Origin of the sequence: Pseudomonas danubii (assembly GCF_042980055.1) — a bacterium.
Lineage (GTDB): Bacteria > Pseudomonadota > Gammaproteobacteria > Pseudomonadales > Pseudomonadaceae > Aquipseudomonas > Aquipseudomonas danubii.
The window spans coordinates 5,286,483-5,301,169 of sequence record NZ_CP116502.1; the positions used below are offsets into that span (position 1 = coordinate 5,286,483).

A 14,687-nucleotide genomic window follows, 5' to 3' on the forward strand; every position below is an offset into this window, starting at 1 on the left:
CCACCCAGGGGCGCCTGCCGCTAAGCCAGCAGCTCGCTGGCGCTCAGGCGCAGCAGACGTGAAGCCCCCAGCGTGGTGCCCTGCAGGGATTCACCCGCAAACAGCAGCTGATTGGCAGCGGCCATTTCGGCGCTTCTGTTGGCGACGAGTTCGTAGGTCTTGCGCGGCAGCACCTCGCTCCAGCCGTTTTCAAAGGTGTCGTAGGCCAGGGTCAGCGCGGCGGTGAAGTAGTGCTGGCCGGCCACCGGAACCCGGACCTCCTCACCCTTCTCATCCAGGGCGATGAAGTGGTTGGGCAGGTGTTTCACCCCCAGGCGCTTGAGCACGATCCAGGCCAGGGCCGATGGCACGAAGGCGTTGAGTTTTTCCGCGGCGATGGCCGAGTAGCCACGCGCCTGCAGCAGTTGGACGATGTCGTCCTCGCTGGCCTCGGGGTGGTCGGCCATCAACCCCAGGGTATCGAGTACGCCCTGATGGGCATTGGCGTGATCCAGGCAGCAGCTGCAGTCCGGCGAGTGCGAATCGTCATGCATGATCGGTCGATGATCCCTATCGGTCTTGGTGAGGGGGCGCAGGATAAACCCTGCGCCCGCCTCTCCACCAGCAAGCGCCGGTTACTTGATGACGATGGGGTTCACCGGTGCCCCGCTGCCGCCGACGATCTTCAACGGCGCGGCGGTGTAGAGGAAGGTCCACTGGCCGTCGGCGGCGCAATCCTCGGCCAGGTCTTCGAGCAGCACGATCTCGGTGAAGGCGATCCCCAGGTTGCGCATCAACGCGCAGTGCAGCGGAATCTGCACCCCGGACACCGGGTCGGTGATCACTTCGTTGGCGATGGTGTCGGTCACCAGATTGGGGATTTCCATCTGGTTGAACCAGTCCACCAGTTCGCGACTGTAGGTCAGCCCCGGCTCCACCAGGTCCTTGAAGAACTCGGTCTTGCCGTACTCGTAGAAGGCGCCCATGGAACCGGTGCGGATGATCAGGATGTCGCGCTTCTCGATGGCCACGCCCTGGGCCTTGGCGGCGGCCAGCAGATCCAGGTGGTTGAAGGTTTCGCCGCGGCCCAGGTACTTCTTGCCGCGGTGCCGGGCCATGTCGATCAGCACCGCGCGGCCCACCACACCGCGCTCGGCAATCGGCAGCACGCTGGCCTTGGCCATGCCGCCGACGGTGCTGCTGGCGTCGTAGCCGTTCCACAGCTGGTTGTCGTACCAGGCGTGGCCCAGGGCGTCGTACTGGGTCGAGCCCTGGAGTTGCATGAAGATCACGTCGTCGCAGTACTCGGCGCCACCGGTCATGGACGGCTGCTTGCCGGCCTGATAGTGGCTGCGGTCCAGGGTGTTGAAGCGCATCGAGGGGTTGCGCGCCGGCCACATCGGGTCGCCGCCAGGGTGGCCGATCTGCACCTGCAGGGTGAAGGTCTTGCCCTGGCGCACCGCAGCAACACCGCGCAGCACCTCGGCCTGTTGCAGGTAGTTGAGGGCGCCGACCTCGTCGTCCGGGCCCCACTTGCCCCAGTTCTTTGGCAGGCCTTCAAGCAGCTGCTTGGTATTGGGGTGGCTGGTGTTGTTATCGATCCCACACATGTCGAATGCACTCCATTGATTGGGTTGAAACGGGCGAAAATGCCCGCGGGGCCTTGCTTGGGTGATCAACCGTCAAGCCCCGGCGCCCGCTGGAACTTTGCAGCCCTGCGGGCCGTTCGCAGCCTGCGGCAGCGGCTACACCAGCCCGGATTGACACTGGCTGTAGCCGCTGCCGAGCCACGGCGAGGCTGCGAAAAGGCCCGCAGGGCCTTGCCTGGCGATCAACCGTCAAGCCCCGGCGCCCGCTGGAACTTTGCGGCCCTGCGGGCCGTTCGCAGCCTGCGGCAGCGGCTACACAAAGCACGGATTACCCGCGGGCCTGGAGGGTTTTACAGATCATCACACGCAACGTCCACCATCCACTTCCAGGCAGGTGCCAGTGATGAACGCGGCTTCGTCGGAGGCCAGGTACAGGCAGGCGTTGGCCACGTCCTGGGGGGTGGAGAAGCGCCCCAGGGGAATGCTCGCCATGAATTTCTGGCGGTTCTCCGGGGTGTCCGGCACGCCCATGAACTCACTGAGCAGGGCCGTGGCGCCGACCACCGGGTTGACGCAGTTGACACGGATGTTGTCCGGCCCGAGCTCGGCGGCCATGGTCTTGCTCATCACTACCACCGCGCCCTTGCTGCCGTTGTACCAGACCAGCCCCGGGCGCGGCCGGATCGCCGCGGTGGAGGCAATGTTGATGAACACCCCGCCGCCCTGGCCGCGAAAATGCGGCACGAAGTGCTTGGCGCTCAGATAGATGCTTTTCACGTTGACCGCAAACACCCGGTCGAACTCGGCCTCGTCCACTTCCAGCATCGGCCGGTTGCGATGGGTGGTGCCGGCGTTGTTGACCACGATGTCCAGGCCGCCGTAGTGCTCCAGGGTATTGCGCAGCAAGGCGCCCACGCTGGCGTCCTGGGCCACGTTGACCTCGATGAAGTGGGCCTGGCCGCCGGCGGCGCGGATCTCGTCCACCACCCGCTGGCCGCCCGTGGCGTTCATGTCGGCGACGATGACCCGGGCGCCCTGCTGGGCGAAGGTCTTGGCGATGCCCTCACCAAAGCCGGAACCGGCGCCGGTGACGATGGCAGTCTTGTTGGCTAGACGCATGGGAGTGACTCCTGTTTTTGTTGTTATGGGCCGCCGTCGTGGCGGCCATCAGTCGTGACGAATGGCGATGGTCTTCAAGGTGGTGAAACCCAGTAGCGCCTCGAAGCCCTTCTCCCGGCCATACCCGCTGGCCTTGACCCCGCCGAAGGGCAGTTCGACACCGCCACCGGCGCCGTAGTTGTTGATGAACACCTGGCCGCAGCGCAGCTTGTGGGCCATGCGCAACTGCCGCGCGCCGTCGCAGGTCCAGACCCCGGCCACCAGGCCGAAGGCGCTGTCGTTGGCCAGGCGAATGGCTTCGGCTTCGTCCTCGAAGGGCAGCACCGCCAGCACCGGGCCGAACACTTCCTCCCGGGCCAGACGGCTGTCTGGCGGCACATCGCGAAACAGCACCGCCTCCTGGAAATAGCCGCCGTTGCCGGCCTCGGGCACCACCTGCCCGCGCGCCGCCACCGGGATACCGGCGGCCTCGGCTTCGCGGACGAATTCGCGCACCTGGCGCAGCTGCTTCTGGTTGATCAGCGGGCCCATGTCCAGGTCCAGCTCCGAGGGCCCGGCACGCAGTTGGCCAAAGCACTGGGCCAGGCGTTCCAGCAACGGCTCGTAGAGGCTGCGCTGCACCAGCAGGCGGCTGCCGGCGGAACAGGTCTGGCCGCAGTTCTGCACGATGGCGTTGATCAGCACCGGTAGCGCCCGCTCCACATCGGCGTCGGCAAACACGATCTGCGGCGACTTGCCCCCCAGCTCCAGGGTTACCGGGCAATGGCGTTCGGCGGCGGCCTTGGCCACCAGTGCGCCGGTGCCGGTGGAACCGGTAAAGGAGATATGCGCGATGCCAGGATGGGCGCACAACGCGGCGCCGGCTTCGTGGCCATAGCCGCTCACCACGTTGATCGTGCCTGCCGGGAAGCCGACCTTGGCCGCCAGTTCCGCCAGGCGCAGCAGCGACAGGCTGGCGTCCTCGGCGGGCTTGACCACACAGGCGTTGCCCGCCGCCAGGGCGGCGCCGATGCTGCGGCCGAAGATCTGCATCGGGTAGTTCCAGGGAATGATGTGCCCGGTGACGCCGTGGGGCTCGCGAACCGTGAGCACGGTGTAGCCGGCCTGATAGGGCAAGGTGTCGCCATGGAGTTTGTCGGCGGCCCCGGCGTAGTACTCGAAGTAGCGCGCCAGGGCGGTGGCGTCGGCTCGGGCCACCTTCAGCGCCTTGCCGGTGTCCCGGGCCTCGATCTGCGCCAGCTCTTCATGGTGCTCCAGCACTGCGTGTCCCAGGCGGGCCAGCAGGCGCCCACGCTCCAGGGCGCAAAGGCTGCCCCAGGGCCCGTCGAAGTTGTCCCCCAGGGCCCGTTGCGCGGCCTGCACCGCCAGGTCGATGTCCTCGGCGGTGCCCCGGGCGATGTGCGCATAGGCGATGCCGGTGCTGGGGTCGAGTACGGGAATGTCCTCGGCCCAGGACGAGGCTTGCCATTGGTTGTCGATGTAGTGTTCGAGGCTCATGTTCATCAGTTCCTGTTTCCAGCCAGACATTCGGCTATGGCCCGCCCGACTTCCACGGTACTGGCATTGCCGCCCATTTCCCGGGTGCGCGGGCCTTCGGCGAGCACCGTCTCGATGCTGGCGACAATCGCTGCCGCGGCCCGCTGGTAGAGCTCATCCCCCTGCCCCAGGTGCTCGATCATCAGCGCCGCCGACCAGATCTGACCAATCGGGTTGGCCACCCCCAGCCCGGCGATATCTGGCGCCGAGCCATGCACCGGTTCGAACAGCGAAGGGTACAGACGCTCGGGGTTGAGGTTGGCCGAGGGCGCGATGCCGATGGTGCCGGTGCAGGCCGGTCCCAGGTCGGAGAGGATGTCGCCGAACAGATTGGAGGCCACCACCACATCGAACCAGTCCGGGTGCTGGACGAAGTGCGCGCAGAGAATGTCGATGTGGAACTTGCGCGTCTCGACCTGGGGATAGGCCTTGGCCAGCGCCTCCACCCGCTCGTCCCAGAACGGCATGGTGATGGCGATGCCATTGGACTTGGTGGCCGCCACCAGGTTACGCCGGGGACGGCGGCTGGCCAGCTCGAAGGCGTACTTCACCACCCGGTCCACGCCGTGACGGGAGAACACCGACTCCTGCAAGGCAATCTCCCGCGGGGTGCCCTCCCACATCCGCCCACCGACGCTGGAGTACTCGCCTTCGGTGTTTTCCCGCACCACGATGAAATCGATGTCCCCCGGCACCCGTCCGGCCAGCGGGCACGGCACCCCGGGCATCAGGCGCACCGGACGGATATTCACGTATTGGTCGAACTGGCGGCGGATCTTCAGCAGCGAGTCCCAGACTGCAATATGGTCGGGGACGATGTCCGGGGCGCCGACGGCGCCGAAGAAGATCGCCTCGTGGTCGCCGATCTGCTCGGCCCAGTCCTCGGGCATCATGCTGCCGTGGGCCTGGTAGTGCTCGCTGCACCAGTTGAAATGATCGAACTGAAGATCGATGCCGAAGCGCCGGCTGACGGCTTCCAGCACGCGCAGGCCTTCGGGAACCACTTCGCGGCCGATGCCGTCACCGGCGATCACCGCGATGCGATGGGGAGGTTTTACAGCGGGATTGATCCTGGACAAGCCGTATCTCCTGGTCTGACGTGTTGTTGTTATCGAGGCAGGTCAAGCGCACGGGCGAGCCCATTCTGGGCACGGGGAAGCGCCCAGGGGAATTGCTCATTGTGGAAACCGCCTTCGCAAAATTCGAAGGCTCGCGGCGCCAAGCAGCCAGGGGCACGCGACTAGGGCGGCGGCGCCGCGCTGCGATCGCAGTCAGCCAGGTAGTCGAACAGCTCGCGGCTGGCAAGGGAAGGTTGCTCCTGGCGTCGGCACAGGAACATCTGACGATCGGCCCAGGGGTCGTCGATTTCGATAAAACGCAAGGCCATCTCCTTGCGAAAGATCTGCACCGCGCCCTGGGGCAACACCCCCACGCCCTGCCCGGCGGCGATCAGCCGGCACACCGCCTCGAAGCTGCGCACCTGCACCCGCAGGCGCAGGGGCATGCTCACCGCAGCCGCAGCCTCGGTGATCAACGGGGTGATGGCGGCGTTGTCTTCCAGACCGACGAAGTCGTAGCCCAGCAAGTCCTGGAAGCGCGCATGGCTCATCTTGAACGGATGAGCCTGGGGCACGATCAGGCACAGGCGGTCGCGGCAATAGGGCTTGAAGTACAGGTCCCGGGCCTGGGGCAAGGTGGTGACGATGCCCACATCGGCGATGCCGTCGCGCACCGCCAGGAGAATCTCGCGGCTGCGCTCTTCGCGGATGTCCACGCGAATCCCCGGGTGCAGGTCGCTCCACTGGGTCAATTGCCGGGGCAGCTCCTGGCTCATCGCCGAGCTGTTGGCGTACAGGCTGACCCGGCCGGTGGCACCCTTGGCAAAGTCGGCCAGGTCAGCGTGCATCACATCCACCGCCCGCAGGAGGCTGCGGGCATGTTCGGCCAGAGCCTGCCCCGCCGCCGTCGGCTGCACCCCGGTGGAGGTGCGGGTCAGCAGCGCCACCTTGAAGTGTTGCTCCAGCAGCGACAGACGCCGGCTGGCGGCCGACAGCGACAAGTGCGACTGCTCGGCGGCCCGGGACAGGTTGCCCAGGGTCAGGGCCTTGAGAAACAGCTCGATGGAAGTCAGGTCCGGAGACATGGCGGAGTCCTTGTGCGCAGTGCGTGAAAACTACGCAGTTGGCGCCGCCCTGTCCAACGCTGCTGCGACGCTTCAAGCCCCTCGCAGAGCGCCCCGCCAGCAGACCCGTATATTGTCCGACAATAATCGTAAAAGCCCCGTATACACAGGCCGAAACATGCACTAATGGCAAACTGGCATTTCGCCAAAACTGGACAATACTGGTCGCGACGGACCTCCCTGTCCGCCTCCCAGCGAAAAGGACTTCAGCATGAAACCTCAAGAACTCGAACTCGATGTCGCGGTGGTCGGTGGGGGTGTGTCCGGCACCTACAGCGCCTGGCGCCTGCAGCATGAACAAGGTGAAAAACTGCGTATCGGCCTGTTCGAATACGGCGACCGCATCGGCGGCCGGCTGTTCAGCATCAACCTGCCGGGGCTGCCCAACGTGGTCGCGGAAGTCGGCGGCATGCGCTATATCCCCGGCCCCACCGGCCATGTGCTGGTAGACAGCCTGGTCAAGCAGTTGCGCCTGCCAAGCCAGAAATTCCCCATGGGCGCGCCGCCCCCGGTGGGCTCGCTGAACAACCTGTTCTACCTGCGGGGCAAGCGCTTTCGTTATCGCGACTTCAAGGAAGCGCCGCACAAGATCCCCTACGACCTGGCCTGGTCCGAACGCGGCTTCGGCCCCGAGGACCTGCAAGTCAAGGTGATGAACTACGTCTACCCGGGCTTCGACCAGCTCAGCCTGTGCCAGCAGATGCAGGTCAAGGTGTTCGGCAAGGAAATCTGGCGCTACGGCTTCTGGGACCTGCTGTACCGGGTCATGAGCAATGAGGGCTACCAGTTCATGAAGGACGCCGGCGGCTACGACGCCAACGTCGCCAACGCCAGCGCGGTCACCCAGCTGCCCGCCACCGAATACAGCGACGACACCGAGTTCCTCACCCTGACCAAGGGTTTCCAGAGCCTGCCCCTGACCCTGGAGGCCAAGTTCCGCAAGCTGCCGGGAATCTTGCCCGGCGCCCAACGGGTGCAGATGAACCAGCGCCTGGTGCAGATCAGCTACGCCAAGGACCGCGACTTCCCCTATCGCCTGCATTTCCAGAGCACCATCACCGAACAGGGCAGCACCCGGGACATCGACGGCAGCCAGGTGGTCAAGGCGAAGCAGATCATCCTGGCCATGCCCCGTCGTGCCCTGGAGCTGATCGATGCGCCGCTGTTCGACGATCCCTGGCTCAAGGAGAACCTCGGCTCGGTGCTGATGCAGTCGGCGTTCAAGCTGTTTCTGGCATACGAACAGCCCTGGTGGCGCAGCCTCGGGCTGGTGGCCGGGCGCTCGGTCACCGACCTGCCGGTGCGCCAGGTCTACTACATGGGCACCGAGTGCGAACAGCCCGGCGGCCAGCCGAATCTCAACTCGCTGTTGATGGCCTCCTACAACGACATCGGCACCGTGCCCTTCTGGAAAGGCCTCGAAGGCGGTGCGCCCTTTGTCGGCCATGTGCCGGCCAGCCTCGCCGGGCAGTTGCAAGCCGCAGCAGTGGTGCCCAAAAGCGAGTTCCAGGTCAGCGACGAAATGGTCCGGGTGGCGCAGATGCAAGTCACTCAACTGCATGACCAGGTGGAGCTGCCACGTCCCTATTCGGCGGTCTACCACGCCTGGGATGCCGATCCCTATGGCGGCGGCTGGCACGAATGGAAGGCCAACTACCGGATCGACCAGATCCTGTGCCGCATGCGCAAACCGGTGGCCGACCAGCAGATCCATATCGTCGGCGAGGCCTACTCCATGGGCCAGGGCTGGGTGGAAGGCGCGCTGACCGTAGCCGAGTCGACCCTGCAGGATTTCTTTGGCCTCAAGCGCCCCAACTGGCTGCCCAAGGACTATGCCCTGCTGCCGGTGCCGACCCCGGACGGCTGCACCCTGCCCGGCGACCAGCCGCTGCCCTGCCAGAACTGCGCCAAGACCCTGGACGGCGTCACCCAGTTCGCCTACGAGGGGATCGCCCATGGCCAGCAATGACCCCTTCAGCGTCGCCGACTACCTGCTGACCCGCCTGCAGCAACTGGGCCTGACCAAGGTGTTCCAGGTGCCGGGGGACTACGTCTCGCACTTCATGTCGGCCCTGGACGACTTCGACGGCATCGACGCGGTGGGCGAAGTCAACGAGATGGCCGCCGCCTACGCGGCCGACGGCTATGCCCGTTACACCGGGATCGGCGCGGTATCGCTGCAATACAGCGTCGGCACTTTCAGTGCCCTGAATGCCATTGCCGGCGCCTATGTCGAACGCAATCCGCTGGTGCTGATCAGCGCCAGCCCGTCGGCGCAGAACCGTGACCTGATCTGGTCCCAGGATGTGCTGTTCCACCACTCCACCGGTGATCTGGACGTGGGCCGCAAGGTCTTCGAGCCGGTGACCGTGGCCAGCCTGATTCTTGACGACAGCCTGCGCGCCCCGGCGCTGATCGACGAGGCGCTGGTCAAGGCCATCAGCGAGCGCCGGCCGATCTACCTGGAAGCCTGGCAGAACGTCTGGGGCGAACCTTGCCCGCGCCCTCAGGGCGAACTGCAACCGCTGCCCGCCCGCTGCGACGAGGACTCGATGCGCGCCGCCATCGAGGCCAGCCTGCTGCGCCTGGGCAGCGCCCGCTCGCCGCTGATCATGCTCGGCATCGAGGTGGCCCGCTACGGCCTGCAGGAGCAGGTAATGCGCCTGATCGAGGCCAGCGGCCTGCCCTTCACCACCAGCCTGGAAGCCAAGACCGTGGTCGACGAAAGTCACCCGCAGTTCATCGGCACCTATGCCGGCACCGCTTCGCGTCTGTGGACCCAGGCCTTCATGCAGGACGTGGACTGCATCCTCGCCCTGGGGGTGATCTTCACCGACGACTACCTGCAACTGCTGAACCAGGACTTCAGCCGGATCATCCTGGTCAACAGCCAACTGGCCCGCACCGGCCTGCAGTACTACCCCCACGTACCGCTGCCGGAGTACGTGCAACGGCTGCTGGGGGCCCTGGGCCTGGACAGCGATTACCCCCTGCGCAACCACGTTCCGGAACCCGCGCGCCCGCCGCTGCTGCAACAGGGCGCACCCGACGATGCACTGGGTTATGACCTGTTCCTGGAGATCCTCGACGGTTTCGCCCGGCAACAGAACCTGTGGCCGGGCAGCAGCCTGATCCTCGGTGAAAGCTCGGCCCTGTATGCCGCCAGCAACATCAACGGCCTGCCTCGGGACAGCTTTGTCGCCGATGCCATCTGGGGTTCCCTGGGCCATGAAACCGGCTGCGCCCTGGGGGTGGCCATGGGCAGCGGTCGGCGGCCGATCGTGGTGGCCGGCGACGGCGGCTTCATGATGATCTGCCAGTCGCTGTCGACCCTGGCACGCAACCGGATCAACGCCCTGGTGTTCGTCATGAGCAACGAGGTCTACGCCATCGAACAGGCGTTCGTCGATATCGATGCCTTCGAACCCGGCGGCCAGTTCGCCCCGTTCGACACCCTGCCGACCTGGGACTACCTGGCCCTGGCCAAGGGGTTTGGCGCCGAGGGTTTCAAGGTCTCGACCCGGGCCGGGCTGGAGCAGTTGCTGCCCCAGCTGATGCAGATCAAGGACCGCCCGGCGCTGATCCAGGTGGTGATTCCCCGGCAGGACCTGGCACCGCAGATCAAGCGCCTGGCCAAGCCGGACGGCCCGTCGTTCGTCGCCCGTCACAGCCACGACAACGACAACGACAACGACTGAACCCTCGCGCTGCAGGAGCCGGCTTGCCAGCCCACACCTCGGCAAGCCGGCTCCAACCCAGCGTTTCCTGCAAGGAGCAACACAGCATGGACGTCCCCTTCCTGCGCTCGACCCTGGCCGCCGGCCTGCTGCTGGCCAGCGCCAGCGCCCTGGCCCACACCATGAACCACGGCAGCGATGAACACAGTGGCGGCTTCACCCCGGTGCCGCCGGACACGCCCTACCTGCAAGTGCTGCACAAGTGCGTCAGCCCCCAGGACACCGAGGGCGACCAACTGCTCTCGGGCCTGGGCGGCACCCGTTACCCCCTGGTCAGCCTCAAGCAGCCGGAGCAGGTCCAGGCCTTCTACAGCCAGGGCATGGCCCTGCAATACGGTTTCAATTTCTCCGCGGCGATCCGCGCCTTCTACCAGGCCAGCCGCTTCGACGAGGGCTCGGCCATGCCCTATTGGGGCATCGCGCTGTCGGCCAACTCCAACATCAACAGTGTCGCCACCACCGGTTGCAACCAGTTGGCCTACCGCTCGGTTCAGATCGCCCTGGAGCACGCCAGCGCCCGGCTCAAGGACAGCGCCGCACAAGCCACCTTCAGCCAGCGTCAGTTGCAGCGCGAGGTGGACTACGCCAAGGCGCTGCTGAGCCTGTATAGCGAAAAGGACGGCCAGGTCAGCCTTGGCGATGAGGGCAACAAGCGCTACGCCGACGCCATGAAAAAACTGTCGGAAGACTACTTTGACGACCTGGATGCCGCGACCCTGTATGCCGACGCCCTGCTCAGCCGCGACCCGTGGAAATGGTGGGACGGCACCGAGGCCGTATCCAATCAGGTCAAGCCGACCGACGCCGCCTACGAGGCCCTGCAAGTGCTCAACCGGGTACTGGTCCAGGACCAGCAGCACACCGGGGCCAATCACTTCTACATCCACGCCATCGAGGAATCACCCTTCCCCGACAGCGGCCTGCCCATGGCCAATCGCTTCCGCGACCAGAACCCGGCCATCGGCCATCTGGTGCACATGGCCTCGCACATCTACCAGCGCACCGGCAACAACAACCTGGCCAGCGTGGCCAACTACACCGCGGTCTCGGTGGACCGCGCCTACGCCCACCAGGTCCAGCCGCAAAGCCCCTATGCCTTGCACTACCTGGGGCACAACATCCACTTCCTGACCTGGACCCTGTCCATCGAAGGCCGGCAGAACGAATCCATGAACATGGCCGAGGAACTGGTGGAGAACACCACCCGCTACGCGGCCGTGCCCTTCCTTTGCCAGCAGTACCCCGAAGAGCTCAAGACCAAGAGCGACTACTTCTACGCGGTGCCCTACTACTTCGCCGTACGCTTCGAGGACTGGGACGCCCTGGCACGGATCGAACCGAAGATCGACGCCGGCCTGGCCACCCTCAACCAGACCTGCCGCGAGGCCAACCAGGGAACGGACAAGCCCTGGCAGGACTTGACCAAGCCCTACACCCAACTGATGAAGGCCTATGCCCTGGCGTACCGGCAACTGAGCGCCCAGAACCTGAACCAGGACCAGGCCCGTGATGCCCTCAAGGGTTTCTGGCAGGCCGTCGCCACCTCGCCCCAGCCCCTGACCGGCAAGGACGCCCTGCAATATGGCAACAATCCCGCGCTGCAGCTGCTGCGCATCGCCAACCTGACCCTGCTCGACCGCGCCCTGACCCGTGCCGCCGGCCCACTGGATCTCGCAGCCTTCAAAAACCTGGGCAACCAGGTATTCAACAACGCCAAAGAGGGCCTCAACGCTGACCTGCAGGCCCTGACCGGCGATGCCGGCCAGCAGCAGATTGCCGCCTGGCGCAAGGCGGTGGAGGTGCAAGACGCCCTGGCCTACAACGAGCCGCCGGACTGGTACTACACCCTGCGCGAGTCCCTGGGTTACGCCTTGCTGGCGCAGAAACGCTATGCCGAGGCGGAACAGGTGTTTCGTGAGGATCTGGCGGGCAACCGCCTCAGCGGCCGCTCCCTCAACGGCCTGAAGCTGAGCCTGGAAAACCAGCCCGGCAAACAGGTCCCGGCGTTGCTCGAGGAGCAACTGCAAACCGCCTGGCGCAATGCCACGGTGAGCCCGGCGCCGCGGTTGTAGGCCTGAGGCAAAGGCTACCAGGGGCGGGATCGCAACCGCGGGCGATCCTGCCCCTGGGCAACCTCAGACAACGACTAGGACAAACCCCGCGGATGACGAGGCCAGGGCCAATACCAGCGCAAGCCCCGAGGCCGCAACAGGCGTTCGTAGAGCATCCACAGCATGCCCAGCAGCATCAGCGCCACATGCCCCTGTTCCAGCAGCACCGGCAACAGCATCAGCGGCCAGCAGGAACCTACGCACCAAGCCCCGGCGGACAGGCCAAAACCCAGGCAGTCCCTCAGATAGCCCAGGCCAAAGGCACAGATCCGCGGCTGCCGGTGGCACTGGTTCAGGCAATGTTGCTTGAACGGCGAGGCCTGCCAGACCAGGCACAACAGCAACACGGCGAAAAAACCCTGCCACGCACTCAGGCCGAACCACACCCGGACCGCCACCACCAGCCCCATCAGCACCACGCCTGCCAGGCTCCAGACCGCGCCGAAGCCCAGCACGAACAGGGCAACGCCCTGCCAACGCTTGCGCCGTAAGCTACGGTGCCAGACATAGAGCAAGGGCTGCACCAACAGCAGTGGCAGCATGGCAAGCAGCATCAGCCACCAGCCCTGCAACAATTGCTGCGGTGGATTGAACAGCAACGCCTGCTCGATGCCCCGCCAGCCCAAGGCATAACCGGACAACGGCAGGCTGCCGCAGAACGCCGGAATCGACAGCATCGCCGTCGACCCCAGCAACCACCCCCACCCCACCAGGCTGATCAGCAGCAACCAGGGCCGCGGGTTCTGGCCCAAGGGTCGCAGGCCACGTAGCACGCCCCTCAACCGCCCAGCCGGGTAAGGCTGACCCGCGCTACCGTGATCTGGTCCTCGGCAGGCACCGCCGCCCTGGACACCAGACGGATATTCAACTGATCCGCCGAGGTGATACCCCCCAGGTGCAGGGCATCGATGATATCGGTGATCTCGAACACCTCGGTGATGCCGTGCCCGCCGTGCTCGTGGTCGGTACGACTGGCATCGCTCACGCCGAACAACGACAAGACCCCGGCCCGCAGCTCCGGATGCTGAGCCGGATCGGCATCGGCCGGCAGGTTGACATAAACCTCCAGCAACACCGCATCGCTGTTGCCGCGAATATTTTCCAGGTTGAGAAATACCCGGTCCGGCGGCGTAAGGCTGGCCGCGAACAGGTTCGACTTCAGGCTGCTGAACACCTGTTGCGCGCCCTGCTTGTCCAGTTGCACTGAGGTCTGCACCGAGTGCCCGACGATTTCCAGCGGCGCACGATTGGCCCCTATCACTTCTGTTTCCGGTTCCTTGGCCATCAATGCTCCGCTGGCGCTGAAGTTCTGCAATTGATCGGTTGCCAGCCCCAGGCGCTGCAAGCGCTGGTGCAGACGGTTGCCCTGGCTCTTGGCGGGAGCCGTGGTGTCGTATCGATAGTTGAGCCTGGGCGCCAGGGTATCGAGCACCTCCGCCACCTTGAACTTCCATGGTTCGCCATCGACCTGGGGCACGATAAAGGGCCGGCTCAGTTTGTCGGGGCCGTTGTACCAGTTGGACTTGTCGGGGTTGCTGTGCTCCCCGGGGCTGTCCAGCCAGACCTGCCACAAGCGGTCGATATTGGCATGGTGCAGCCAGAAGATCGGGTCCAGCGCGGCGGTATTGGGATAGCTCATCAGGCCACGAACCGTATACCGAGAGCCGTCGGGAGCGGTTCGCACCTGATCGCGGCCACCGACTTCGGTATGCACGACGTTGTGCGGGCACGACTCCAGGCCGCCTGTGACACCGCTTCTAAGCAGGGTTTTCGGGGTACCGCCAAAGCCGGGCGGGCTGCCTTCGCTGCCGCCCTCGTACCTCGGGTCGTCCAGACAGCCGAGACCGATCAGACTGCCATCGAGCACGACGTTGCCGTCGCCCAAAAGGCCAAAGCGCTTTTCAACATACAGCGGGTTGGGCCCCTCATTGTTTGGCAGGGTCTTGGCGGCAAAGCACGCGGGCAGGTGCAGGGACTGCTGCCCCTCGTTGTAATTCCAGTAAGGCAGCGCCCAATCCTTGGGACCACCCAGCTGGACGACCACATCGCGGACGATCTGTTCGAAGGACGCCAGGTAACCGCGGTGCCAGGGCAGGAAGAACCAGTTGCCATGCTGGCACTGGTCCCAGTACAGCAGCTGTTCCGCTTCGTTGGGCAGTGCCTCACCGGCCTTGAGGTAGCCGTCCATCCTCCACCACGACTCGGAGAATCCGTGAATCGCCGCGAGGAATCGCCAACTGGTGCGATCGGTGATCGGGCGCTGGAGCAGGACGCCCACCGCCCTGGCATACCACAACAGGGTCGGGTCCCAATCGCCGCTCAATTTCCCTACATCACGCCGTACATAAACCATGATTTATCTCCCTGAAAAGGCTCCGTTGCGGAGGGAGCGCTCGCTCCGCTGGCAACGCTAGATCAGGTGATATCAATCTGC

At 65.3% G+C, this 14,687-nt stretch carries 11 protein-coding genes; 3 read left to right on the forward strand and 8 right to left on the reverse strand.

All coding sequences use genetic code 11. The features are described from left to right. Window positions 1-20: 20 nt before the first annotated feature. The 6 genes from PFZ56_RS23835 to PFZ56_RS23860 form a co-directional block, all read right to left on the reverse strand. Complete coding sequence (locus tag PFZ56_RS23835) at window positions 21-533, reverse strand: hypothetical protein (RefSeq protein WP_170004075.1); 513 nt, start codon at window positions 531-533, stop codon at window positions 21-23. Window positions 534-614: 81 nt separating this feature from the next. After that, on the reverse strand, window positions 615-1,589 hold the full coding sequence (locus tag PFZ56_RS23840) for a cyclase family protein (protein ID WP_110653276.1): 975 nt from the start codon (window positions 1,587-1,589) through the stop codon (window positions 615-617). A gap of 339 nt (window positions 1,590-1,928) precedes the next feature. Continuing rightward, window positions 1,929-2,687, reverse strand: a complete 759-nt coding sequence (locus tag PFZ56_RS23845) for an SDR family oxidoreductase (protein WP_102881537.1) — start codon at window positions 2,685-2,687, stop codon at window positions 1,929-1,931. A 48-nt stretch (window positions 2,688-2,735) separates the two neighbouring features. Then, a complete protein-coding gene (locus PFZ56_RS23850; protein WP_170003537.1) occupies window positions 2,736-4,184 on the reverse strand; it encodes an aldehyde dehydrogenase family protein in 1,449 nt (482 codons plus the stop codon). 5 nt (window positions 4,185-4,189) lie between these two features. Next, window positions 4,190-5,302, reverse strand: a complete 1,113-nt coding sequence (locus PFZ56_RS23855) for a tartrate dehydrogenase (RefSeq protein WP_170003497.1) — start codon at window positions 5,300-5,302, stop codon at window positions 4,190-4,192. 161 nt (window positions 5,303-5,463) lie between these two features. Then, window positions 5,464-6,366 carry a LysR family transcriptional regulator gene (locus PFZ56_RS23860; RefSeq protein ID WP_170003499.1) on the reverse strand — a complete coding sequence of 301 codons (903 nt, stop codon included), beginning with the start codon at window positions 6,364-6,366 and terminating at the stop codon, window positions 5,464-5,466. A 250-nt stretch (window positions 6,367-6,616) separates the two neighbouring features. Here PFZ56_RS23860 and PFZ56_RS23865 point away from each other — a divergent pair, with 250 nt between their 5' ends. The 3 genes from PFZ56_RS23865 to PFZ56_RS23875 all read left to right on the forward strand — a co-directional run bounded on the left by PFZ56_RS23865 (window position 6,617) and on the right by PFZ56_RS23875 (window position 12,214). Further along, the gene (locus PFZ56_RS23865) at window positions 6,617-8,374 is read left to right on the forward strand and encodes an FAD-dependent oxidoreductase (protein ID WP_170003501.1); all 1,758 of its coding nucleotides are present in this window, start codon (window positions 6,617-6,619) and stop codon (window positions 8,372-8,374) included. Continuing rightward, on the forward strand, window positions 8,361-10,103 hold the full coding sequence (locus PFZ56_RS23870) for an alpha-keto acid decarboxylase family protein (protein ID WP_394304478.1): 1,743 nt from the start codon (window positions 8,361-8,363) through the stop codon (window positions 10,101-10,103). Before PFZ56_RS23865 ends, PFZ56_RS23870 begins: the two co-directional genes overlap by 14 nt. Before the next feature lie 86 nt (window positions 10,104-10,189). Further along, a complete protein-coding gene (locus PFZ56_RS23875) occupies window positions 10,190-12,214 on the forward strand; it encodes a hypothetical protein (protein WP_170003503.1) in 2,025 nt (674 codons plus the stop codon). A 74-nt stretch (window positions 12,215-12,288) separates the two neighbouring features. Here PFZ56_RS23875 and PFZ56_RS23880 read toward each other — a convergent pair whose 3' ends face one another. After that, complete coding sequence (locus tag PFZ56_RS23880) at window positions 12,289-13,026, reverse strand: DUF2182 domain-containing protein (RefSeq protein ID WP_146232973.1); 738 nt, start codon at window positions 13,024-13,026, stop codon at window positions 12,289-12,291. A 5-nt stretch (window positions 13,027-13,031) separates the two neighbouring features. Continuing rightward, window positions 13,032-14,606 carry a tyrosinase family protein gene (locus PFZ56_RS23885; protein ID WP_170003505.1) on the reverse strand — a complete coding sequence of 525 codons (1,575 nt, stop codon included), beginning with the start codon at window positions 14,604-14,606 and terminating at the stop codon, window positions 13,032-13,034. Window positions 14,607-14,687 lie beyond the last annotated feature (81 nt).

Coding starts and splice junctions, on each gene's coding strand:
- PFZ56_RS23845 (WP_102881537.1), bottom strand. CDS start 2,687: ATGCGTCTAGCCAACAAGACTGCCATCGTCACCGGCGCCGGTTCCGGC.
- PFZ56_RS23870 (WP_394304478.1), top strand. CDS start 8,361: ATGGCCAGCAATGACCCCTTCAGCGTCGCCGACTACCTGCTGACCCGC.
- PFZ56_RS23860 (WP_170003499.1), bottom strand. CDS start 6,366: ATGTCTCCGGACCTGACTTCCATCGAGCTGTTTCTCAAGGCCCTGACC.
- PFZ56_RS23850 (WP_170003537.1), bottom strand. CDS start 4,184: ATGAGCCTCGAACACTACATCGACAACCAATGGCAAGCCTCGTCCTGG.
- PFZ56_RS23875 (WP_170003503.1), top strand. CDS start 10,190: ATGGACGTCCCCTTCCTGCGCTCGACCCTGGCCGCCGGCCTGCTGCTG.
- PFZ56_RS23865 (WP_170003501.1), top strand. CDS start 6,617: ATGAAACCTCAAGAACTCGAACTCGATGTCGCGGTGGTCGGTGGGGGT.
- PFZ56_RS23835 (WP_170004075.1), bottom strand. CDS start 533: ATGCATGACGATTCGCACTCGCCGGACTGCAGCTGCTGCCTGGATCAC.
- PFZ56_RS23840 (WP_110653276.1), bottom strand. CDS start 1,589: ATGTGTGGGATCGATAACAACACCAGCCACCCCAATACCAAGCAGCTG.
- PFZ56_RS23885 (WP_170003505.1), bottom strand. CDS start 14,606: ATGGTTTATGTACGGCGTGATGTAGGGAAATTGAGCGGCGATTGGGAC.